Below are 22,732 nucleotides of genomic sequence, written 5' to 3'. Positions count from 1 at the left end.
GGTGATCTCCGGCAGACGGGGAACCTCCCCGTCCGGCGGGCATTGTCGATCGACAACCGCCCCCAAGACCGGAGACCCCAATCATGCCAAAACCCCTCCCCCCCGAGAAAGCCCGGCAAGGCAAGCTCGGCCGTCCCGTGCTGGTCGTCCTTATCGCCGCACTGGTCCTGGCGATGGTCGTCTGGGCCGGAGTCGAGTTCTGGGGTGAACGGATCGATACGCCGGCCGCCGACGACGCCGGCGGCATCAGCACCGATTCCAACTGACGCTTTCGACGGGACGTTCGTCGGCTTCTGTTTCATCCCGCCACGAGAGCCGCGTCTGGGTCGGATCTGCCCGACCGGCAAATCTCTGTCACGGAACCGAATTTCAGCGATCACGTTGTGAGCATGTAACGACGCGCCCGGCCTCCCCTGCGACGGTTCAGTCGGACGCGCCCGTGCATGGATTTCACGCACAAGGAGAGAGTATCATGGTCCGCAAACTTTTGGCTACCACCGCGCTGATGACCCTTCTGGCGGGCGGCGCCTATGCGCAGGAGGCCACGCAGCCGGCGTCCCCGGCGCCGGCGACCGAGGCCCCGGCGGCTCCAGTCGCCAAGGCTGACGGGTTCCTCGCAACGAATCTGATCGGCGAAACCGTCTACAACGGCACCGGCGACAATGCCGAGAACATCGGCCAGGTCAACGACGTCGTCATCGGCTCCGACGGCAATGTCGAGTCGGTGGTGATCGGCGTCGGCGGTTTCCTCGGCATCGGCGAGAAAAATGTCGCCATGAACTATGGCGATATCGATTGGGCAGAGCGCGACGGCGACCGCTGGATCGTCGTCAACGCCACCAAGGAGCAGCTGCAGGCACAGGCCGACTTCGACCGCCGCCCGTATGATCCGGCCCCGGCCACTACGTCCTCGGCGCCCGCGCCGGACGGCACCATGGCGCCGACTGACAATACGGCGGCCGCTCCGGCTGCGCCGGCGGACGACACGACTGCCCAGGCACCTGCGGCGCCTGCCGACGACACGACCGCTCAGGCGCCGGCAGCGCCTGCGGACGACACCACGGCCCAGACGCCGGCGGCGCCTGCCGATGACACGACCGCCCAGGCGCCGGCAGCGCCTGCGGACGACACCACGGCCCAGGCGCCGGCTGCGGCTCCTGACCAGACCCAGACCGGTGCGATCGACAGGTCGCAGCTCACCGAGATGCCGGCCGGCGACATCCGCGCCGAAGACCTCGTCGGCACCACGGTCTACGGCGCCAACGACGCCAATATCGGCGAGATCGGCGATGTCGTGCTGACGCAGGACGGCAAGGTCGACGCGCTCATCATCGATGTCGGCGGCTTCCTCGGCGTAGGTGAGAAGGAGGTTGCCGTCGGCATGGACAATCTTGCATTCATGACCGACGCGGACGGCAACAAGTATCTGTACACCAACTTCAGCAAGGAGCAGCTCGACGCGGCACCGGCCTACGACAAGAGCACCTGGGCCGACAACCGCGACACGCAGCGCATCATCATGCGCTAAGCTGTCCGATCCTGCTCAAACAAAAATCCGCGCCGGCGACGGCGCGGACTTTTTGTCACCTCATCCAAACTCACCGGTCCCTTGCCGGTGAGTTCCGTCAAGGCCAGAGACTGATCGAGATGCTCGGCTCGCCAGGCCAGCAGCCGCTCCGCGAAGTCCAGCCGCGTCGAGCGGTAGAGCGGATCCGCCGCGCGGTCGCGCAGCTCGCCTGGGTCGTCGGTCAGGTCGAACAGAAGCGGCGGCAGCCTTCCGCCGAAATGAACGTATTTGAATTGCTCTGAGCGGATCACCGCGAGATTGCATTGCTGCGGCCTTAGGCCGAAATGCGCTTCCGCCTCGCCCTTCGCCACCGACCGGAAGTCGAATTCCCAATGGGCGCAGTCGCGCCAATGCGGCGTTTTCGCGCCCCGCAGGAAGGGCACAAGCGAGCGGCCGTCGAGCCAGGGCGGCGCCTTGCCGCCGGCCAATTCGACGATCGTCGGCGCAACGTCCACCGCTTCGGTGAAGCGGTCGACCGTGGTGCCGGCCGTCTTTGCGGCGGCGGGATCGCGGACGATCAGCGGAATGTGAAAACTCTGGTCGAAGTAGCCACCCTTGCCCAGCATGAAATGGTCGCCCATCATCTCGGCATGGTCGGAGGTGAGCACGATCACCGTGCTTTCCCAGGCGCCGGCAGCGCGCAACGCAGTCCAGATGCGGCCGAGCTGAGAATCCACCTCCGAGATCATGCCGTAGTAGATGGCGCGGATGGTGCGGAGTTCGCGCTCGCTCCAGTCGCGCACCTTGCCCCGGGCGCCGGGCAGGAATTTCGCCTTGCGTTGGCGGGCGAGCTCGTAGGCGAGCCAGGGGTGGCTTTTCGCCTCGTCCTTCCAGCGCCGGGCGCGGTGGAAAGCGGGGCCATCGCCGGGATCGTACATGTCGTTGAACGGCGCCGGCACGACGAAGGGCGGATGCGGGCTGATGAAGGAGAGATGGGCGAACCAGGGCCGCCCCGCCTCCTGCTCGCCGAGCCAGCGGATGAACTCGCCGGCCATGAAGGCGGTCGGCGTCTCGTCGCTGGAATAGACCGGCGCGGCCCGTGTCACCTCGCCATGACCCGAACGCGCCGGCCGATGGATATCGGGATAGCCGGGCCTCGCATCGACGCCGCGGGCGGCGAGCCAGGAGAGCCACTGCCTCTGGTGCTCCGGCAGCAGCTGCCGCGGCGTGAAGCCGGGCAGCATGCCTTCGTAGGTCCTGAGCACCGGATCGCCCGGCGCATGGCTGCGCGGATCGGACGCCACGTCGGTGTAGCCGAACAGCGTCGGATCGTAGCCCATCGTCCGGGCGGCGAGCGCCACGTTCCAGTGGCGCCGGTCCATCGGCGTGCCGTTGCGGCAGACGCGGTTGGTCATCTGGTAGAGGCCGGTATAGAGGCAGGCGCGCGCCGGCGAGCAGGGCGCGGCGCCGGCGAAATGCCGCCGGAACAGCACGCCTTCCCGTGCCAGCGCATCGACGTTGGGCGTCTTCACCGTGGGATGGCCGGCGGCCGAGAGACAGTCGCCGCGCCACTGGTCGCAGGTGACGAACAGGATGTTCCGAGGGGCGGCCGGGCGGCCGGTCTTCTTCGGCCGCTCCTTCCCACCGGCAGTCGCCGTCGGCGCCGTTCCATATCCTATGAACGATTCTGCAATATCGTTTCCAACCAATGAACGATCCATCCTCTGTTTGGCGCCTACCGGGCGAAGCGCTTTTGCCCGACATAGAAGCCATCCGAGCAACACCCCTGCAACTCGAAAGAAGGGAGACAGATCATGCTCAACCAGATCAGAGGCATTCACCACGTCACGTCGATGGCCAGGGACGCCAGCGAGAACAACCGGTTCTTCACCGGCAAGCTCGGGCTGCGCAGGGTCAAGAAGACGGTGAACTTCGACGCGCCCGACGTCTACCACCTCTATTACGGCGACGGCCAGGGCACGCCGGGCTCGGTGAAGACCTATTTCCCGTTCCCCAACATCGGCAAGGGTCGCCGCGGCGCCGGCGAGGTTGGTACCACCGTGTTCTCCGTTCCCGCCGGCTCGCTGGGCTATTGGGAGCAGCGTCTCGCCGAACAGGGCGTGACCGGATTGTTGCGCGAGACCAGCTTCGGCGAGAACCGCCTGCGCTTCGACGGTCCCGACGGCGACGGTTTCGCTCTGGTCGAGATCGCCGATGACGGACGCGCGCTATGGGGCGAGGGCGGCGTGCCGGCCGACGAGGCGATCCGCGGCTTCCATTCCGCCTCGCTCAGGCTGCGCGACGGCGGCGCGACCGAGGAGCTGCTGAAGTTCATGGGCTACGAGTCCGTCGATAGCTCCGGCAACGTCAAGCGGCTGGCGATCAGGGACGGCAACGGCGCCGATGTGATCGACATCGAGACCGTTCCGGGAGCGAACTTCGCCGATCTCGGCGCCGGCTCCGTGCATCACATCGCCTTCGCGGTGGAGAACCGGGCGAAGCAGCTCGAGGTGCGCAAGGCGCTGATCGACACGGGCCATCATGTGACGCCGGTGATCGACCGGGACTATTTCTGGGCGATCTACTTCCGCACGCCCGGCGGCGTGCTGTTCGAGGTGGCCACCAACGAGCCCGGATTCGACCGCGACGAGGATGCCGCCCATCTCGGCGAGGCGCTGAAGCTGCCGGCGCAGCATGCGCATCTGCGGCCTTATCTGGAACAGCACCTGCAGCCGCTGGGCGCCTGACGGGAGAATGCCGATGTCGACTTCCTACATCCACAAGCGCCTGCCCGGAGAGCCGGGCGGGCCCCTGCTCCTCGCCTTCCACGGCACGGGCGGCGACGAGAACCAGCTGGTATCCCTCGGACGCGATCTCGTGCCCGAGGCAACGATCGTGTCGCCGCGCGGCGACGTGTCGGAGGGCGGCGCCGCCCGCTTCTTCCGGCGCACCGGCGAGGGCGTCTACGACATGGCCGACTTGGCGCGGGCGACGGCCAGGATGGCTGCCTTCGTCGAGGCGCACCGGGCGGCCGAGAAGCCGTCGGCGGTGCTCGGCATCGGCTATTCCAACGGCGCCAACATTCTTGCTTCGGTGCTGTTCCGGCAGCCGGAGCTGTTCGACGCCGCCGTGCTGATGCATCCGCTGATCCCTTTCGAGCCGAAGATTGAAGGCAGTCTGGCCGGCCGCCGCATTCTCGTCACGGCCGGGCGCCGCGATCCGATCTGCCCGCCGGAGCTGACGTCGCGGCTGGCCGCCGGTTTGCGCGCGGCCGGCGCGGATGTCACAGTCGACTGGCACGAGGGCGGGCACGAGGTGCGGCCCGGCGAGATCGAGGCGGCGCGGCGCTTTCTGGCCGGTGTGGTGAAGGAGAAGAACAATGTCTGAGCAGGTGCCGGAGATCGAATTCGAGGAGAGCGGCTCGAAAGGCCGCTATCTCTACCGCGCCGACGGCGCCGAGGCGGAGATGACGTTCTCCAAGGCCGGCGAAAAGCTGATCATCATCGACCACACCGGCGTCCCCGACGCTTTTCGGGGGCAGGGGGTCGGCCTGCGGCTGGTGACCCGCGCGGTCGAGGACGCCCGCGCCGCCGGCAAGAAGATCATGCCGCTATGCCCGTTCGCCAACGCGCAGTTCCGCCGGCATCCGGAATGGGCGGACGTGCTGAAGGGCTGATGGGGCGTTGCGATAGCGTTGCGACCTGTACCCCCACCCCTAACCCCTTCCCACAAGGGGGGAGGGCGACTTTGCGGCCGCGATGCAATGCACGACCGTCGACGATGAGTGCTCGGCGGAGACGTCAGCCGGTCTCCCTCCCCCTTGTGGGGAGGGGTTAGGGGTGGGGGTAAACTCATATGCGATAGCCCGGCCCTCCCGGGGAGAGGAGCGCTGGCCGCAAGGTGAGCGCCTATCGCTGGAGCTGCGCATTCGCCCCAAGTGTGGGAGAGGGGCTCGAAGGGCCGGTGAGGGTTGCGTTTCGCAGCACAACGCCCGCGGCATCAGCCCTTGTGATGCACCTCCTGCAGGCCGTAGACCGGCGTCGGGATGCCCTCCTGCCGCGCCTTCAGCTGCAGCGCCAGGAACTGCGAATAGTGGCGCGACTGGTGCAGGTTGCCGCCGTGGAACCACAAACCCTCCTGCTGCGTCGGCTTCCACATGTTGCGCTGCTCGCCCTCCCAGGGACCGGGATCCTTGGTCGTGTTGGAGCCGAGACCCCAGCATTTGCCGACCTTGTCGGCCACCTCGCGCGAGATCAGCTCGGCCGCCCAGCCGTTCATCGAACCATAGCCGGTGGCGTAGACGATCACGTCGGCCGGCAGTTTTGTGCCGTCCTCCAGCAGCACCGCATCCTCGGTGATCTCCTTGACGCCGGAGCCGCTCTTCAGCTTGATCGAGCCGTCGATGACGAGATCGCAGGCGCCGACGTCGATATAATAGCCGGAGCCGCGCCGCAGATATTTCATGAACAGGCCGGAGCCGTCGTCGCCCCAGTCGAGCATGAAGCCGGCCTTCTCCAGATCCGCGTAGAACTTCTGGTCGCGATCCTTCATCTGCCGGTAGAGCGGGATCTGGAACTCGTGCAGGATTTTGTAGGGCAGCGAGGCGAAGATCAGGTCGGCCTTGGCGGTGGTCATGCCGTTGCGCACCGCCTGCTCGGAATAGAGCGCGCTCAGCCCGACCTCCATCAGCGTCTCGGAGCGCACGATGTGGGTGGACGAACGCTGCACCATGGTGACGTCGGCGCCGGCTTCCCACAGCGCCGCGCAGATGTCGTGGGCGGAGTTGTTGGAGCCGATGACGACCGCCTTCTTGCCGGCATAGGCGTCCGGCCCCGGATGTCGCGAGGAATGGTGCTGGTCGCCCCTGAATTTTTCCATGCCGGGGAATTTCGGCAGGTTGGGCCTGCCGGACATGCCGGTCGCCAGCACGAGCTGCTTCGGCTTCAGCACGATCTCCTTGCCGTCGCGCTCGACCACGACGGTCCATTCCCCTGCGGCCTCGTCGTAACTGGCCTTCTTCGCGGTCGTGGAGGTCCAGTAGTTGAGCTCCATCACCCTGGTGTACATCTCCAGCCAGTCGCCGATCTTGTCTTTTGGCGAGAACACCGGCCAGTTCTTGGGGAAGTCGATATAGGGCAGGTGATCGTACCAGACGGGGTCGTGCAGGCAGAGCGACTTGTAGCGCTTGCGCCAGCTGTCGCCGGGGCGCTCGTTCTTCTCGACGATGATGGTGGATACGCCGAGCTGCTTCAGCCGGGCGCCGAGCGCGATGCCGCCCTGGCCGCCGCCGACGATGACGCAATAGGGCTGGCGGCTGAAGCCGAGTTCGGCGATCTCCTCCTCGCGCTCCTCCTTCCACGACTTGCGGCCCTTGCCGTGACCGTGCTTGGCGCCGAGCGGGCGGGTGAAGCCGGCCTTCTCCTCATGCCCCTTCAGCTCGGCCATGGTGGTGAGCAGCGTCCAGATCTTGCCGTCCTTCAGCCGGATCTGGCCGTAGCCGCGCGCCACCTTCGTCTCGAAGCTGATCCAGCCTTCCAGCAGCCCGTCCGCCTCTGCGGCGTCCTCGCCCTCGGCAACCGCCCAGTTCGACGGCCCGACATCGGCGAGCCGGCTCTTCAGCATGTCGCGGATCTGCTCCTTGCCCTCCATCGTCCTGATGTTCCAGGTGAAGGCGACGAGGTCTCGCCAGTAGCAGTCGTCCTGGAACAGCGACACCGCGGCGTCGATGTCGCCGGAGGCCAGGGCCGCGCCGAACTTTTCGAGAAGTCCGGCGAGTTTCTGGTTCGGGGCCTTGTCGAGCATGCATTCCTCCCTACACTGGCTGTCCGGCCAACGGCGAACTCGAACGTCGACGCAACGGTTCACCGCCACGTCCTGCATCCGGTGCTGCGAATTTCCTCCGTGACGCGGCGATCGCGAGCGTGACCGGGACATGCCTCCTGCATACCCCGATGTCCCGCGCGGCCTCCTCCACGCCGAAATCCGATGGCCGCCGACGATCATACGGAATGAGCGCGCGATGACCAGAGCAAGGCCTTTCGACTTTCGGTCAGAGGGATAGCGAAGGCACGGACAGCGACGTTGGCTCGGACGCGCTCGAACTTGGGAGTGGGGACCGCAGGCTACGCTACCACTATCAGCAGTGCTGATTGGACAGACGGTATTCATCACGTGCCGCTTTTGTGCAAATTTAAAAAAATTCCGCTTGATATGAATGGACTGACGGGAATGCAGAGGATTGATCCCGATTGGACGGCGCCGCTCGAGGGGCACGACTGGCGTGACGACGTACTCATGCTAGCCGTCGCTTGGTTCAAGTCCTTTGTTCCGAGCAGTCAAATGGAAAAACGTCTCGACGCTGCTAAGAGCTTCCTTGTTTCTGCGCGAGATAGAATGCGTGAAGGGCTCCCAACACCTCTTTTCGATCCTGCGGATACCGCTGCTTGGTATATTCTCCAGGCGGAAACATATCCTGTTGATCGAAAATTCTGGACCCCAGAAGGAGTAATGCGTGCTGTTCCGTTCCTGACTCGTATTGGCAAGGAACTCCCTCTTCTACTGAAAGTGAGAGACGTCGAGGAACGAGCGGGGCGCATCATGCTGTCGGAACGACGCCAGCCCGATGGTGGCATCTATGAGTTGTTGGTCGCGCTCGCATATAAGCGTAACGGCTGGGATCGCGTGGAGTTTGTACCCGAAACGCCAGGGCGGGGCAGAACACCCGACTTGCATGTCTTTCGAAAAGGGAGTCGGTGGGCCGTAGAGTGCAAGAGGCTTACGCCCTCGTCCTATGCCGCCCGAGAGAAAGCGCGAGGTATGGAACTCGCAAAACCGATTCACGCTCTTTGCCTAGATATGAGCGAATCTGTTGTGGTCGAGGTTAAGTACAAGGTCGAGCTCGACAATGTGCCAGACGACTATCTTGTTGCGCCTGTCCGCTTGGCAATCCAGAGGCGATCACTAAATCCATGGGAAGATGAAATCGCTTGGGGAAGTGTCCGTCCTGTAAACTGGCCACTCATCCGCAAAGTTTTGGTTAAGGACCATGTCTACTTCGGCGGAAGTCGAATGATCGAACTCTTGGCCGGACACTATACGCATGAGGCGGATCACAGCATAGCAGCGAAGTGGCGGCCCTGGTCACAGATGCCTGCCTACGCGGACGCTGTATATCAAGCGAGCGTTGTCAGTTGGTTGAGCCATTCGAAAAAAGCTATTGCTCGAAAAGCGCGGCATTTCCGCAAGGTCTTAGCCGATGCCGAAGGCCTGTTGCCATCCGATCGACCGGGGGTGATTCACATTGGGATCGAGAGCTACGCGGGCTCGTACGTAGATTTCACTCGCCATATTTCCAATAGTTTCCAAGCACGTTTTTTCGAACCACGAAGCTCACGACTCCGTTGGGTCTACGGGAATATTTTCGTGCCCGAAGCCACAACGCGAAAGAATGAGAGTTGGGCAATCACAGAGACTATGGTGCCGTACAAAGTAGGGTCTCACAGCACCCGTTGGCCCTTGCCAGGACATTCTCTAGTTGTTCCTGAGGATTCTGGAAGGCCCGGAGTGCATTGGGACCAGACTGGAGCTTAGATGTACCTATTGGTGTGGCTATTTCATTTGCGTGCCACATCGCTGCGCGCGTGGTGTGGTCCGGCAATCGCTTCGAATGGTGGGCGTGACAGGGATTGAACCTGTGACCCCTACGATGTCAACGTAGTGCTCTCCCGCTGAGCTACACGCCCATCCGAATGCCGCGCATACACCATGTTTGATCGGGCGCGTCAATAGTTCCGATGGCGGCTATTTGCGCCAGCGCAGGCAGGTCGCTCTGCCGGGCGAAAACCGCGTTCAGGCGGCCTGCAGCATCTTCTCGACCTCGCTCACGAGCTCGCGCAGATGGAAGGGTTTCGACAGGATCTTGGCATCCTTCGGCGCCTTGGAGTCGGGGTTCAGCGCCACGGCGGCGAAGCCGGTGATGAACATGACCTTGAGGTCCGGGTCGATCTCGGTGGCGCGGCGGGCCAGCTCGATGCCGTCCATCTCCGGCATGACGATGTCGGTCAGGAGCAGCGAAAACGGCTCCTCGCGCAGCCGTTCGTAGGCGCTGGCGCCGTTGTCGAAATCGCTCACGTCGTAGCCGGCGCGCTCCAGCGCCTTGACCAGGAACCGGCGCATGTCGTCGTCGTCTTCCGCCAGCAGGATGCGTGCCATGTCTTCCCGTCCGAATCAGTTCGGCGAGCCGTCGCGGGACGGCCCGTTAACCATGACTTGTATATGAAGAGCGGCGGGTAAATATCAAGTGAATGCCTGCGGTTCCGCCGGGCCGGGCGAAGCTGGACACGGGCCGCGGCAGATGGCAGTTTCGAACAATGGTGTACCGAGTCCAGGAACAGCGCAGATGACCACCGCCGCCGACTTCGGCGCGGTCGCGCCTTTCGAGATTCGCGCCGCCGTCGAACAGCGGGTGCCGTTCGTCTTCAACTCGCCGCACAGCGGCCGCTACTATCCCGAGCGTTTCCTGGCGATGACCAGGCTCGACGCAACCGCGATCCGGCGCTCGGAGGATTCTTATGTCGACGAGCTTTTTGGCGGCGCGGTGGCGCTGGGGGCTCCGCTGCTGGCCGCCAACTTTCCGCGCGCTTATCTCGACGTGAACCGCGAGCCGTGGGAGCTCGACCCGCGCATGTTCCACGAGCCGGTGCCGTCCTTCGCCAACATCCGCTCGGCGCGGGTGGCGGGCGGGCTCGGCACCATCCCCAAGCTGGTCGGCGAGGGGCTCGACATCTATCCGTCGCGGCTGCCGCTCGGCGAGGCGCTCGGCCGCATCGAGGGCGTCTACAAGCCCTATCACGACACGCTGAAGCGCCTGCTGGCCGAGACGCATTCGCGCTTCGGTTATGCCGTCCTGGTCGACTGCCACTCCATGCCGGCAAGCATCCGCGTGGGCGACAGCGGCATCCGCCCGGATTTCATTGTCGGCGACCGTTTCGGCGCCTCCGCTTCGGCTTCCTTCGTGGAAGTGGTGATCTCGCTGCTGTCGGCGATGGGCTACACCGTCGCCCACAACAAGCCCTATGCCGGGGGGTTCATCACCGAGCATTACGGCCGGCCGGCCCGCAGCCTGCACGCCCTGCAGATCGAGATCAACCGCGGGCTCTACATGAACGAGCGGACGTTTCAGAAGTCGCCCGGCTTCGACGCGCTCGCCGACGATCTCAGCCGCTTCTCAGCCGACCTGATGTCGCTGCCCGACCATGTCTTCGGGGGGGTGCCGCTCGCCGCCGAATAGCGTAGCGGGCTCGGCCGGCGGCGGTCAAAAAAAACCGCGTTGTTCGCACAACGCGGTCGAAGTCTAGGGAGGAAACGCCCAAGGAGGGCATGAACAGGGAAACCCTGTTCATCAATAAGCATATTGTGCATTGCACAAATGTCAAGCGATCCTGGCAGAATTCTTAATTCAGAGTGATGTTTGATTCTCAGGCGGCCGGATTTGTGACATTTTTGCCACATACTTGCCGCTGAAAAATCCCGGAAAGGACCTCCCGTGATCGTTCCCGCAGATTTCCTGCGCCGAATCGCCGCCGCGGCGGCGGCCGAAACGCTGCCGCGCTTCCGCAGCCAGGGCGCCGTCGCCAACAAGCTTGCCGCCGGCTTCGATCCGGTGACGGAGGCCGATCGCGAGGCGGAGCATGCGATCCGGGCGATCATCAAGGCCGAGTATCCCGACCACGGCATCCTCGGCGAGGAGCACGGCGCCGAGAACCCGTCCAGCCCCTACCAGTGGATCATCGACCCGATCGACGGCACGCGCGCCTTCATCTCCGGCATTCCGGTGTGGGGCACGCTGGTCGGGCTGACCGTCGACGGTGAGGCGATTGCCGGGATGATGTCGCAGCCTTTCACCGGCGAGCTCTTCTACGCCACCGGCACCGGGTCCCGCTACGAGGGTCCGCGCGGCGAGCGGCCGCTCGCCACGCGCAAGACAACGGCGCTGGCCGACGCCATCCTGTTCACCACCACGCCGGCGCTGTTCAAGGGCGGGATGCGCGGCTGCTACGACCGGCTGGAGCAGGCGGTCCGGCTCTCCCGCTACGGCACCGACTGCTATGCCTTCGCCATGGTCGCGGCGGGCCAGGTCGACATCGTCACCGATCCGGGGCTGCAATCCTACGACATCGCCGCGCTGATCCCGATCATCGAGCAGGCCGGCGGCGTGGTCACCACCTTCGACGGCGGTCCGGCCGAGGACGGCGGCGACATCGTCGCTGCGGCGACGCCGGAGCTGCACGAAGCGGCGATGGCGATGTTGCGGGGCTGAATGCTCGCCGCCTGTCCGGCCACGGACCGCCGCCTGAAACCTCCTGACACAGAGGTGTCAGCAGGACCGGACTAGCCTGCAAACTCAGCGAAATCTTCGCATCGGAGATAACCGCAATGCCGGAACAAGTCATCCACAGCCACGACACGCAAGGTGACGGCCATACCGATTTCGATCGCCTGTTCGGGCGCTGGAACGTCCGCCATCGTCGGCTGCAAAAGCGGCTCGAGGGCGACACCAGATGGGACGAGTTCGCCGGCACCAGCGAGACGCGGCCGATGCTCGGCGGCTTCGGCAATGTCGAGGACAATTTGATCGAATTTCCCGACGGCACCTATCGCGCTGCGGCTGTCCGGACCTTCGATCCCGCGACGGGGCTTTGGGCGATCTGGTGGATCGACGGGCGCAACCCATCGGTCATCGACGTGCCGGTGCGTGGCTCGTTCAAGGACGGCGTGGGCACGTTCCTGTGCGACGACCTCTTCGACGGAAAGCCGATCAAGGTTCGCTTCATCTGGTCCGAGATCACCGAAAGCGCCGCACGATGGCAGCAGGCCTTTTCCGCCGATGGCGGCGAAACCTGGGAGACAAACTGGGATATGCGGTTCAGCCGCGCGGCGTGATTCCGCACCGGCAGGCGCGCTTTCATGCCTGGCATTCTGGTTGAGGCGCGCTGACCGGTCGCCGACTGTCGGGACGGCGACATCGTCGCGACGGCACCTGAATGCACCAGCCGGCCGGGGTGCCTGGTTTGCGCTCGCGTCAATCCGCAGCCTCGACGGCCTCGGCCGCCGATCCCGGGACGAAGGCGTCGAAGGCCGCCAGAAGCTGCTCGCGGTAGCGGTCGGCTTCCTGCAGGATCTCGTGGCGGGCGCCGTCTATGGTGAGCAGCGAGGCGGTCTTCAGCCGTCGGGCGAAATCCTCGATGGCGCGGGTCGACACGACTTCATCGGCGCCCGCCGCCACCACCAGCGTCGGGATACGGAAGCGCTCCACGAAGGCGGGGCTCTGGATCATGTCGGCGGCGATGCAGGCGGCGCGCACCCAGGAGACGGTGGGGCCGCCGAGCGTCAGCTGCGGGTGGGCCGCCCACAACGACATGTTGCGGCGGTAGCGGTCGACGTCGGTGGTCAGCTTGTTGGTGGCGAAGGGCGGTGCCTGCTCGGGACGCCTGCCGCCGGAGGCATAGATGCGGCGCAGGCCGATCCAGTAGAGCAGGCCGAGGATGCGGCGGATGTTCCTCATCGACAATGGCATGCCGACAAGGCCGAGGAACGGCGCGATCAGCACCATGCGCTGCACCCGGTTGGCGAGCCGCGGCGCCGCGAGCAGCGCGATCAGCGCTCCGGTCGAATGGGCAAGCACGAAATAGGGACCACGGCAGTCGGGCAGCACGATCTCGGTGAAGAGCTGGTCGAGGTCGTCGGCGTAATGATCGAAGGAGATGACATGGCCGGGCATGGGGTTGCGGATCAGCCGGTCGGACGCGCCCTGGCCGCGCCAATCCATGATCACGCTGCCGAGACCGCGTGCGGAAAGGTCACGGATGGTCTCGAAATACTTCTCGATGCATTCGTTGCGGCCGGGCAGGACGACCACCGTGCCCCGCGCCGGCTGCCCGTCGGGCAGGAAGTGGGCGTAGCGCAGCCGGTAGCCGTCGCGCGTCTTCAGGAAGCCGCCGGTGGCGCGATCCGGGCGTGGATTGCCGGGGATGTCGAAGAAGAGTTCGGTCATTGGGCTCGCCCGTCGGGGCTTGGAAAGAGGGCACCCTCGCGAAACTAGGCGCTTGGCCGGCAATTGCAACGGAGCGTTGGACGACGGAGCAGGCCGGAAGCCGCCTTACACGGCATTCCGGCCTTTTCGATCCGGGCGGAAGGGACGATGCACCCGGCTCGGCCCCGTCACGCCGCGCGGGCGCGGCGCTTTCTCGAGACGTCGCGAGCCTAGGTCGTGCCGGCTGAACGGCGGCCGAAGGCGCGGTTCATCTCCGGTTCATGAACGCGGAAGGGGCGGGGATATTCCCTTGAAATGCGCGGAAGCCCCACCCAAATAAATTTTGCGGCCGCCAGAACGGGGCCGCTGATCACTGCGGGACGCCAGTACGGGTCCTCGCGACGGTCAAAAACGCCATGTTGCTCAACAGGAGAACAGACAATGCGTCACGTCGATTTTTCCCCTCTCTATCGTTCCACCGTCGGCTTCGACCGGCTCTTCACGCTGCTCGACTCGCTCGGCCAGCCGGAGAGCGGCCAGTCCTATCCGCCCTACAACATCGAGCGGACCGGTGAGGACTCCTACCGCATCACCATGGCGGTGGCGGGCTTCGCCGACAGCGACATCGACATCCAGTCGCACCGCAACGTGCTCAGCGTGAAGGGCGAGCGCAAGGAGGAGGGCAACGGCGAAGGCAGCGAAGTGATCTATCGCGGCATTGCCGGGCGCGCCTTCGAGCGCCGTTTCCAGCTCGCCGACCATGTCGAGGTCGTCGGCGCCACCCTCAAGAACGGCCTTCTCCACATCGATCTGAAGCGCAACGTTCCGGAGGAGCTGAAGCCGCGCAAGATCGCCATCGCGGCTGCGCCGGCTAAGGCCAAGCAGATCGAGACCAGCGTCAACTAAGACCGGCTTTGATCTGACGATTGCGGCGGCGCCTTCGGGCGCCGCTTTCGTTGGTGGTCACTCGCCGGATTTCAGGATGTCGGCATGGCGATGGACCAGCTTCCATGCTTCGTCCTCGCGGCGGAACAGTTCGGTGACGCGCAGGTCCATCGGCACGCGACGGCCGCCCAGCTCTACGATCGCCCGCTGCACGCCGCTCCAGTAGGCGATGTCTCCGGCCTCCGCCGTCTGGTGAACCTCGAGCCGGCTCTCGCCGTCCCGGCCGAACTGTCTTGCGCCGGTCTCGTAGGCGTTCCGGACCGACTCCGCTCCGCGCAAGACCTTGCCGTCGGGGCCGAAGAAGCTGGCGGGCTCCCGCGCCGTGCTCAACGCCAGCACGGGTTCGCCATCGCCCTGGCAATAGGCCGCCGCCGCCTTCTCGCGCTCTTTCATGAATTCGCTGAATGTCGACATGCGGAAACTCCTTTCCTTCACGGGGGAAAGCAGCCAGGAGCCGCAGGTTCCAAATACGCGCCAGCATCGGGCCGCCGGTGACAGGTCCGGCCGGATCGCCGCGCAGCGACGGGTCGGCGCTCAGCTTCGATGCGACGTGAGGCCTGTCCAAAACAGGCCGACGGCTATGGCGGCGAATGCCAGCAGGACGAGGCCGAAACCCGCATCGCGGAAGGTCGCGGCATAGCCGAAGGCGTCGATCGAGGGCTGGCTTGCGAAGGGCGAGGCGAAGTGGCCGATGAACATGCTGGCCGTGACCGTGCCGGCGATGCGCCCGCGCGTCGACGGTGTCGCCACCGAGATCGCCGCCGACATCAGGTTCGGCACGGCGACACCCAGGCCGGCGCCGCAGACCGCCATCGCGATCAGGACCGACGGCATCGTGTCGGATGCTGAAACCAGCAGGAAGGCGAGCGCCATCAGCGCGAGGCCGATGCCGAAGATCGCCGGGATGCTCAGCGAGGCGCGCAAGCGCCCGTAACACAAGGCCGTGCCGGCCATGACGAGGTTGTGCAGGCCGAGTGCCAGGCCGGCGCTGCTCGGGGCGGTCAGGCCGATCGCGCGCATCTGGAACGGCAGTTGCGACGGCACGACGTAGAAGGCGATGTTGATCAGGAAGGACAGAAGGCAAAGCGCGGCCACCGGCAGCCATTTCACCGGCGCTTCGGCTTGGCTTGCGGCGACCGGCGACGCGGCGCCGAAGCGCCTCGGCTCGGTCAGGAACAGGATGATGGCCGGGATGATGGCGAATGCCATCGCATAGACCGCGAAGGGCGCCCGCCAGTGGAAATCGGCCAGCATGCCGCCGCCGAGCACGAAGACGACACCCCCCAGGCCGGTGAAGGCCTGCTGCAGGCCGAGATAGCGCTCGCGCTCCGGGCCGGCGAAATAGTCGCCGACCAGCGCGGTGACCAGCGTCATGATGCCGCCGATGGCGACGCCGAGCGCGGCGCGGCCGACGAGCAGCGCGGCGAGGCTGTCCACGAACAGTCCGGAAACGCCTGCGACGCCGTACAGCACGATCGAGGCGGTCAGCAGGCGCAGGCGGCCGTAGCGGTCGGCAAGGCCGCCGATCAGCGGTGCGCAGAAGGCGACGAACAGCGCCGGCAGGGTCAGCACCATGCGGGCGAGCAACTGCACATTGTCGACCTCGGCGAAAGCGGCCTCGATCGCCGGCAGCGATGGCGAGATCGTCGTGCCCGCCATGATGGTGAGCGTGGCGACGGACAAGAGCGTCGCCTTGCGGCCGAAGCCCGGTTGCCTCGCCGCATGCGTGTCGGACGCGGCCGATTGGGTTGACGTCACGCTGCTGCTCCGATCGCTGGGCCGGCCGGGAGGCGGCCGGTGAGGTGTGCCATTGCCTTCGCTGTAATTCCTCAATCTAGGTTGAGGTCAAGGGCTCGACGGATAGAAGGCAGAGGCAACTGCTTAGCGCCGGCGTTGCCTTGCTCTCTTCCGCTTTGCTCCGACGCCGGCCTCCTTCGGTGCGTGTGGCCCGATCGCGCGGCCGGGCCCTCTTCAGCCGATCAGCCCCGCCAGCGCATCCACCTCCGCTGCCGTGGTCGCGAAGCTGGTGACCAGCCGGCACATCGTCTCGTCCTCGCCGATCGTGCCGACGAAGCTGTGCGGCGGAGGCCAGTCGTAGAAGGACGCGCCGGCGGCGAGCGCCATCTGCATTGCCTCCTTGCGCATGATGGCGAACACCTCATTGGCCTGGGGCTGCCATGCCAGCCTGGCGTTGCTCGATGCCCGGATCGCGGCGGCCAGACGGGCGGCCATGGCGTTGGCATGGGCCGCCGTCTCCAGCCACAGGCCGTCGGCGAAATAGGCCTCGAACTGGGCGGCGATGAAGCGCGACTTGGAGAAGAGCTGCGCGGCGCGCTTGCGCAGGAAGGGGAACTCCTCGGCCTTGCCGCGGTCGAACAGCACCACCGCCTCGGCACACCAGCAGCCGTTCTTGGTGGCGCCGAAGGACAGGATGTCGACCCCGCGCTTCCAGGTCATCTCGGCCGGCGTCGCCTTCAGCGCGACCAGCGCATTGGCGAAGCGGGCGCCGTCCATGTGCAGCGGCAGGCCATATGTCTTGGCCACGTTCGAGATCGCCGCGATGTCGTCGAGCGAATAGACGGTGCCGGCTTCGGTGGCCTGGGTAATGGTCACAGCCGCCGGCCGCCCGGCATGGACGAAGGTCGGCACGAAGCGGCCGATCGCCCGGTCGAGGCTTTCGGCCGAGATGCGGCCCTCGGCGCCGTCGACGGTGCGCAGGCGTCCGCCGCCGCTGAGATATTCGAGCGCGCCGCATTCGTCCTCGATGACATGCGCTTCGCGGTGGCAGAAGGAGATGCCGCCCGGAGGGTTGTACAGGCTGAGCGACAGCGCGTTCGCGGCGGTGCCGGTACCAACGAAGAAGACGTCGACCTCGCGCTCGAAGATATCGTTGAACTTTGCCGCGACCGCCTTGTCGAGCGCTCCGCCGCCATAGGCGGCATCGTAGCCGGCAGTGCGTCGCGTCAGGTTCTCGGCGACCCTGGGGTGGGCGCCGGCCCAATTGTCGGAAGAAAACTGCATGCGAAGGTCCATGGGTCGATCAGGCGGGAAGGGCGACAAGACGCCATTCCGCGGCGGCTTTCAAGGGCCAGGACGTGCTTGGGCGACAGGGCAGGTTCCAGCTGCTCCGCGACCGGAAGTTGCGTGAAGCGCCGCGCGGGAAGACATTTTCTTTCGCGGTGCTCATGGTTTGTTTCCAATTCGGTCTTGTGCGGGGCGCCGGTTTCTGTCATAAGAAATTTAGGACAGCAGTGCTGTCTTATTTATCCGCGCAGTAGTCGCCGGATCGAGCGCGTCAAATGCGCCGTTCCGGCTCGTTCTGTGACCAGTACCCGCATTGCCGGATTGACAGGGAGCCGGTCTGCGGGCGCTATCCGGTGCGACGAAGACGCGGTGAATTCGAGAGACCACCGTAACCCGATCCCGATGCCGCCGGCCTGACCGACGGCGGACGCCGGGGAAGCGGAAGACGACGGAGGACCGAGCGATGACGGACATGCCATTTGCGACGCGCGCGCGGCAGTTTGCCGCCCCGACCAATGCCGTCGCCGCCAAACGCGTTCCCGGCGCCCAGGGCCTGTACGATCCGCGCAACGAGCATGACGCCTGCGGCGTCGGCTTCATCGCCCAGATGAAGGGCGTGAAGTCGCACCAGATCGTCAAGGACGGGCTCGCCATGCTCGAGAACCTGACGCATCGCGGCGCCGTCGGCGCCGACCCGCTGATGGGCGACGGCGCCGGCGTGCTCGTTCAGATTCCCGACCGCTTCTACCGCGAGGAGATGGCCGGGCAGGGCATCGAGCTGCCGCCCGCCGGCCAGTATGGCGTCGGCCACTGGTTCATGCCGCGGGACGCGGCGCTGCGCGAGCACGTCAACGAGATCATCGCGGAGTCCGCGCAATCCGAGGGGCTGCCGCTCATCGGCTTCCGTGATGTTCCGGTCGACAACTCCTCGTTGTCGAAGGCGCCGGACATCGTCGCGTCGGAGCCGTTCCACCGGCAGGTGTTCATCGGCCGCCCGCCCGACATCACCGACGACGAGGAGTACGAGGCGCGGCTCTATCTGCTGCGCAAGGTGATCTCCGGCCGCATCTATGCCGAGAACGACAACAGGGACATCGGCTCCTACTGCGTGTCGCTGTCGGCGCGCACCATCGTCTACAAGGGCATGTTCCTGGCCTACCAGGTCGGCGCCTATTACAAGGATCTGTCGGATCCGCGCTTCGAGACGGCGCTGATCCTCGTCCACCAGCGCTTCTCCACCAACACGTTTCCGTCGTGGAAGCTGGCGCATCCCTACCGCATGGTCGCCCACAATGGCGAGATCAACACCGTGCGCGGCAATAACAACTGGATGGCGGCGCGCCAGGCCTCGGTCGACAGCGAACTGTTCGGCAACAACATCTCCAAGCTCTGGCCGATCTCCTACGAGGGGCAGTCGGACACGGCCTGTTTCGACAACGCGCTCGAATTCCTGTTCCAGGGCGGCTACAGCCTGGCGCATGCGATGATGATGCTGATCCCGGAAGCCTGGGCCGGCAACAAGTCGATGGATGCCGAGCGCAAGGCCTTCTACGAGTACCACGCCGCCCTGATGGAGCCGTGGGACGGCCCGGCCGCGGTCTGCTTCACCGACGGGCGGCAGATCGGCGCGACGCTCGACCGCAACGGGCTGCGGCCGGCGCGCTACATCGTCACCGACGACGACCGGGTCATCCTGGCCTCGGAGGCCGGCGTGCTGCCGATCGAGGAGAAGCATATCGTCCAGAAGTGGCGCCTGCAGCCGGGCAAGATGCTGCTGATCGACCTGGTCAAGGGCCGCATCGTCTCCGATGACGAGATCAAGTCGGAGATCGCCCGGAAGCATCCCTACCGCGACTGGCTGAAGCGGACCCAGCTCGTGCTGGAGGATCTGAGCCCGGTCGAGCCGCGCGCCCTGCGCAGGGATGTGTCGCTGCTCGACCGCCAGCAGGCCTTCGGCTACACGCAGGAGGATGCGAAGCTGCTGATGTCGCCGATGGCGACCACGGGCCAGGAGGCCGTCGGCTCGATGGGCACCGACACGCCGATCTCGGCCATGTCGGACAAGTCGAAGCTGCTTTACACCTATTTCAAGCAGAATTTCGCCCAGGTCACCAACCCGCCGATCGATCCGATCCGCGAGGAGCTGGTAATGAGCCTGGTGTCCTTCATCGGGCCGCGTCCGAACATCTTCGATCTGGTCGGCAATTCGCGCCGCAAGCGGCTCGAGGTGCGCCAGCCGATCCTCACCAATGGCGATCTCGAGAAGATCCGCTCGATCGGCCATACCGAGGACCGCTTCGACACCAAGACCCTCGACGTCACCTACGCGGCGACGGAAGGCGCTTCCGGCATGCCGGGTGCGGTCGACCGCCTGTGCGACCGTGCCGAGGCGGCCGTGGCCGGCGGCTACAACATCATCATCCTGTCCGACCGCCAGGTCGGGCCGGACCGCATCGCCATCCCGGCGCTGCTGGCGACGGCGGCGGTGCACCATCACCTGATCCGCAAGGGCCTGCGCACGTCGGTCGGTCTCGTGGTCGAATCCGGCGAGCCGCGCGAGGTGCATCATTTCTGCTGCCTGGCCGGCTACGGCGCCGAGGCGATCAATCCCTATCTCGCCTTCGACACGCTGCTCGACATGCACAAGCGCGGCGAGCTGCCGGCCGAGGTCGACGCCTACGAGGTGGTCGGCCGCTACATCAAGTCGATCGGCAAGGGCATCCTCAAGGTCATGTCCAAGATGGGCATCTCGACCTACCAGTCCTATTGCGGCGCGCAGATATTCGACGCGGTCGGGCTGAAGTCCGATTTCGTCGAAAAGTACTTCACCGGCACGGCGACGACGATCGAGGGCGTCGGACTGGACGAGGTGGCGGCCGAGACCGTGCTGCGCCACGGCGACGCCTTCGGCGACGACCCGGTGCTGCGCAACAGTCTGGAGGTCGGCGGCGAGTATCTGTTCCGCATGCGCGGCGAGGCGCATGTCTGGTCGCCCGACGCCGTCGCCTCGCTGCAGCATGCCGTGCGGCAGGGCTCGTGGGACACCTTCAAGGAATTTTCCGAGCAGATCGACAGCGAGACCGCGCGGGCAAAGTCGATCCGCGGCCTTTTCAACATCAAGCTGGCGGAGGCCAGCGGCCGCAAGAAGGTGCCGCTCGACGAGGTGATGCCGGCCGCCGAGGTCGTGCGGCGCTTCTCCACCGGCGCCATGTCGTTCGGCTCGATCAGTCGCGAGGCGCATACCACGCTGGCGCGCGCCATGAACCAGATCGGCGGCAAGTCGAACACCGGCGAGGGCGGCGAGGAGCCGGACCGCTACCTGCCGCTGCCCGGCGGCGGGGCCAATCCCGAGCGCTCGGCGATCAAGCAGGTGGCGTCGGGCCGGTTCGGTGTGACCACGGAGTATCTCGTCAACTCCGACATGATGCAGATCAAGGTCGCGCAGGGCGCCAAGCCGGGCGAGGGCGGGCAATTGCCCGGCCACAAGGTCGACGCGACCATCGCCAAGACCCGCCATTCGACGCCGGGCGTCGGCCTGATCTCGCCGCCGCCGCACCACGACATCTATTCGATCGAGGATCTGGCGCAGCTCATCTTCGACCTGAAGAACGTCAACCCGGAGGCCGACGTGTCGGTCAAGCTGGTCTCGGAAGTCGGCGTCGGCACGGTCGCGGCAGGCGTCGCCAAGGCGCGCGCCGACCACATCACCATCGCCGGCTACGACGGCGGCACCGGCGCCTCGCCGCTGACCTCACTGAAGCATGCCGGCTCGCCGTGGGAGATGGGGCTGGCGGAGACGCACCAGACGCTGGTGCTGAACGGCCTGCGCTCGCGCGTGGCGCTGCAGGTCGACGGCGGCCTGAGGACGGGCCGCGACGTCATCATCGGCGCGCTGCTCGGGGCCGACGAATTCGGCTTCTCGACGGCGCCGCTGATCGCCGCCGGCTGCATCATGATGCGCAAGTGCCATCTCAACACCTGCCCGGTCGGCGTGGCCACGCAGGACCCGGTTCTGCGCAAGCGCTTCAAGGGCACGCCCGAGCACGTCATCAACTACTTCTTCTTCGTGGCCGAGGAGGTGCGTGAGCTGCTGTCGGAGATGGGCTTCTCGCATCTCGACCAGATCGTCGGAGCCTCCGACCTGCTGGAGAAGCGGGAACTGATCGACCACTGGAAGGCCAAGGGCCTCGACTTCAGCCGCGTCTTCTTCAAGCCGGACGCGCCGGCCGAGGCGACGCACTGGACCGAGCGGCAGAAGCACCCGATCGACGACGTGCTCGACCGCACGCTGATCGAGCAGGCGCGGCCGGCGCTGGAAAGCAGGCTTCCGGTGAAGATCGAGATGCCGATCCGCAACGTCGACCGTTCGGCGGGGGCCATGCTCGCCGGCGAGGTCGCCAAGCGGTTCAGGCACAAGGGACTGAAGGACGGCACGATCTCGGTGAAGCTCACCGGCACCGCCGGCCAGTCCTTCGGCGCCTTCCTGACGCGCGGCATCACCTTCGAACTGGTTGGCGACGGCAACGACTATGTGGCCAAGGGACTGTCGGGCGGCCGCCTGATCATCCGCCCCGCCGATGATGCCCGCATCGTCGCGGAAGAATCGATCATCGTCGGCAACACCGTGCTCTACGGCGCCATCGAAGGCGAGTGCTACTTCCGCGGCGTCGCCGGCGAGCGTTTTGCCGTCCGCAACTCCGGTGCCGCGGCGGTGGTCGAGGGCGTCGGCGACCATGGCTGCGAATACATGACCGGCGGCGTGGTGGTGGTTCTCGGCCGGACGGGCCGCAACTTCGCGGCCGGCATGTCCGGCGGCGTCGCCTATGTGCTCGACGAGGACGGCGATTTCGCCAACCGCTGCAACATGGCGATGGTCGAACTCGAGCCAGTCCCCGAGGAGGACGACATGCTGGAGAAGCTGCACCACCACGGCGGCGACATCGCCCACAAGGGCCGCGTCGACGTGTCGGGCGACATGACCAGGCATGACGAGGAGCGGCTGGTGCAGCTCATCTCCAACCATGCGCACTACACCGGCTCGACGCGCGCCAAGGCGATCCTCGAGGACTGGGCGGCCTACCGGCCGAAATTCCGGAAGGTGATGCCGGTCGAGTATCGCCGCGCGCTGCAGGAGATGGAGCGGCTCAGGATGAACGTGGCGGCGGAGTAGCCTTCTTCTTGAACGAAAACCTGGTATGGCATATGTCTAAGCATATGCCATACGG

General features: G+C 65.7%; 18 protein-coding genes and 1 tRNA gene. 11 read left to right on the top strand and 8 right to left on the bottom strand.

The genetic code is table 11. The features are described 5' to 3' along the window. The first annotated feature begins 83 nt into the window (after positions 1–83). Positions 84–266, top strand: coding sequence for a hypothetical protein (locus AC5JDC_RS06900; RefSeq protein WP_106771482.1), 183 nt, complete (start codon positions 84–86; stop codon positions 264–266). A gap of 206 nt (positions 267–472) precedes the next feature. Further along, positions 473–1,528, top strand: a complete 1,056-nt coding sequence (locus AC5JDC_RS06895) for a PRC-barrel domain-containing protein (RefSeq protein ID WP_495840318.1) — start codon at positions 473–475, stop codon at positions 1,526–1,528. On the opposite strand, the gene AC5JDC_RS06890 is transcribed toward AC5JDC_RS06895, so the two are convergent. Next, complete coding sequence (locus AC5JDC_RS06890) at positions 1,525–3,102, bottom strand: alkaline phosphatase family protein (RefSeq protein ID WP_495840396.1); 1,578 nt, start codon at positions 3,100–3,102, stop codon at positions 1,525–1,527. The genes AC5JDC_RS06895 and AC5JDC_RS06890 overlap by 4 nt on opposite strands. A 219-nt stretch (positions 3,103–3,321) precedes the next feature. On the opposite strand from AC5JDC_RS06890, the gene AC5JDC_RS06885 reads away from it, so the two are divergent. The 3 genes from AC5JDC_RS06885 to AC5JDC_RS06875 are packed head-to-tail and all read left to right on the top strand — an operon-like array spanning position 3,322 to position 5,183. Next, complete coding sequence (locus tag AC5JDC_RS06885) at positions 3,322–4,254, top strand: VOC family protein (RefSeq protein ID WP_495840316.1); 933 nt, start codon at positions 3,322–3,324, stop codon at positions 4,252–4,254. Between the two features lie 13 nt (positions 4,255–4,267). After that, a complete protein-coding gene (locus AC5JDC_RS06880) occupies positions 4,268–4,894 on the top strand; it encodes an alpha/beta hydrolase (RefSeq protein WP_495840314.1) in 627 nt (208 codons plus the stop codon). Further along, positions 4,887–5,183, top strand: a complete 297-nt coding sequence (locus tag AC5JDC_RS06875; protein ID WP_106771477.1) for a GNAT family N-acetyltransferase — start codon at positions 4,887–4,889, stop codon at positions 5,181–5,183. The genes AC5JDC_RS06880 and AC5JDC_RS06875 overlap by 8 nt, the downstream gene beginning before the upstream one ends. A 323-nt stretch (positions 5,184–5,506) precedes the next feature. On the opposite strand, the gene AC5JDC_RS06870 is transcribed toward AC5JDC_RS06875, so the two are convergent. After that, positions 5,507–7,309, bottom strand: coding sequence for an NAD(P)/FAD-dependent oxidoreductase (locus AC5JDC_RS06870; RefSeq protein ID WP_495840311.1), 1,803 nt, complete (start codon positions 7,307–7,309; stop codon positions 5,507–5,509). 300 nt (positions 7,310–7,609) lie between these two features. On the opposite strand from AC5JDC_RS06870, the gene AC5JDC_RS06865 reads away from it, so the two are divergent. After that, positions 7,610–9,097: a hypothetical protein gene (locus AC5JDC_RS06865; RefSeq protein WP_495840309.1), complete on the top strand. Its 1,488-nt coding sequence runs from the start codon at positions 7,610–7,612 to the stop codon at positions 9,095–9,097. Positions 9,098–9,174: 77 nt separating this feature from the next. Here the strand turns inward: AC5JDC_RS06865 and AC5JDC_RS06860 are convergent. Continuing rightward, positions 9,175–9,249, bottom strand: a tRNA-Val gene (locus tag AC5JDC_RS06860). 106 nt (positions 9,250–9,355) lie between these two features. Then, complete coding sequence (gene cpdR, locus AC5JDC_RS06855; protein WP_106771475.1) at positions 9,356–9,718, bottom strand: cell cycle two-component system response regulator CpdR; 363 nt, start codon at positions 9,716–9,718, stop codon at positions 9,356–9,358. 187 nt (positions 9,719–9,905) lie between these two features. On the opposite strand from cpdR, the gene AC5JDC_RS06850 reads away from it, so the two are divergent. The 3 genes from AC5JDC_RS06850 (at position 9,906) to AC5JDC_RS06840 (ending at position 12,448) form a co-directional block, all read left to right on the top strand. Beyond that, positions 9,906–10,796 (top strand): N-formylglutamate amidohydrolase, encoded by an 891-nt coding sequence (locus AC5JDC_RS06850; protein ID WP_495840307.1) that lies wholly within the window; start codon positions 9,906–9,908, stop codon positions 10,794–10,796. Between the two features lie 255 nt (positions 10,797–11,051). After that, positions 11,052–11,825: a histidinol-phosphatase gene (hisN, locus tag AC5JDC_RS06845; protein ID WP_495840305.1), complete on the top strand. Its 774-nt coding sequence runs from the start codon at positions 11,052–11,054 to the stop codon at positions 11,823–11,825. Positions 11,826–11,941: 116 nt separating this feature from the next. Beyond that, a complete protein-coding gene (locus tag AC5JDC_RS06840) occupies positions 11,942–12,448 on the top strand; it encodes a DUF1579 family protein (RefSeq protein WP_495840303.1) in 507 nt (168 codons plus the stop codon). Between the two features lie 139 nt (positions 12,449–12,587). Here the strand turns inward: AC5JDC_RS06840 and AC5JDC_RS06835 are convergent, their stop codons facing one another. After that, positions 12,588–13,559, bottom strand: coding sequence for an alpha/beta fold hydrolase (locus AC5JDC_RS06835; protein ID WP_495840301.1), 972 nt, complete (start codon positions 13,557–13,559; stop codon positions 12,588–12,590). A 420-nt stretch (positions 13,560–13,979) separates the two neighbouring features. Here AC5JDC_RS06835 and AC5JDC_RS06830 point away from each other — a divergent pair, with 420 nt between their 5' ends. Next, on the top strand, positions 13,980–14,444 hold the full coding sequence (locus AC5JDC_RS06830; protein WP_495840299.1) for an Hsp20 family protein: 465 nt from the start codon (positions 13,980–13,982) through the stop codon (positions 14,442–14,444). 57 nt (positions 14,445–14,501) lie between these two features. Here the strand turns inward: AC5JDC_RS06830 and AC5JDC_RS06825 are convergent, their stop codons facing one another. The 3 genes from AC5JDC_RS06825 to AC5JDC_RS06815 all read right to left on the bottom strand — a co-directional run bounded on the left by AC5JDC_RS06825 (position 14,502) and on the right by AC5JDC_RS06815 (position 17,504). Further along, positions 14,502–14,897, bottom strand: a complete 396-nt coding sequence (locus AC5JDC_RS06825; protein ID WP_495840297.1) for a YybH family protein — start codon at positions 14,895–14,897, stop codon at positions 14,502–14,504. A gap of 120 nt (positions 14,898–15,017) precedes the next feature. Next, on the bottom strand, positions 15,018–16,241 hold the full coding sequence (locus tag AC5JDC_RS06820) for an MFS transporter (protein ID WP_495840295.1): 1,224 nt from the start codon (positions 16,239–16,241) through the stop codon (positions 15,018–15,020). Between the two features lie 213 nt (positions 16,242–16,454). After that, positions 16,455–17,504, bottom strand: a complete 1,050-nt coding sequence (locus AC5JDC_RS06815) for a threonine aldolase family protein (RefSeq protein WP_495840293.1) — start codon at positions 17,502–17,504, stop codon at positions 16,455–16,457. A 466-nt stretch (positions 17,505–17,970) separates the two neighbouring features. On the opposite strand from AC5JDC_RS06815, the gene gltB reads away from it, so the two are divergent. Then, the gene (gene gltB, locus AC5JDC_RS06810; protein ID WP_495840291.1) at positions 17,971–22,677 is read left to right on the top strand and encodes a glutamate synthase large subunit; all 4,707 of its coding nucleotides are present in this window, start codon (positions 17,971–17,973) and stop codon (positions 22,675–22,677) included. Positions 22,678–22,732: the final 55 nt, after the last annotated feature.

It is taken from the genome of Kumtagia sp. (assembly GCF_059502445.1).
This window is presented reverse-complemented; position numbering and strand designations above follow the sequence as displayed.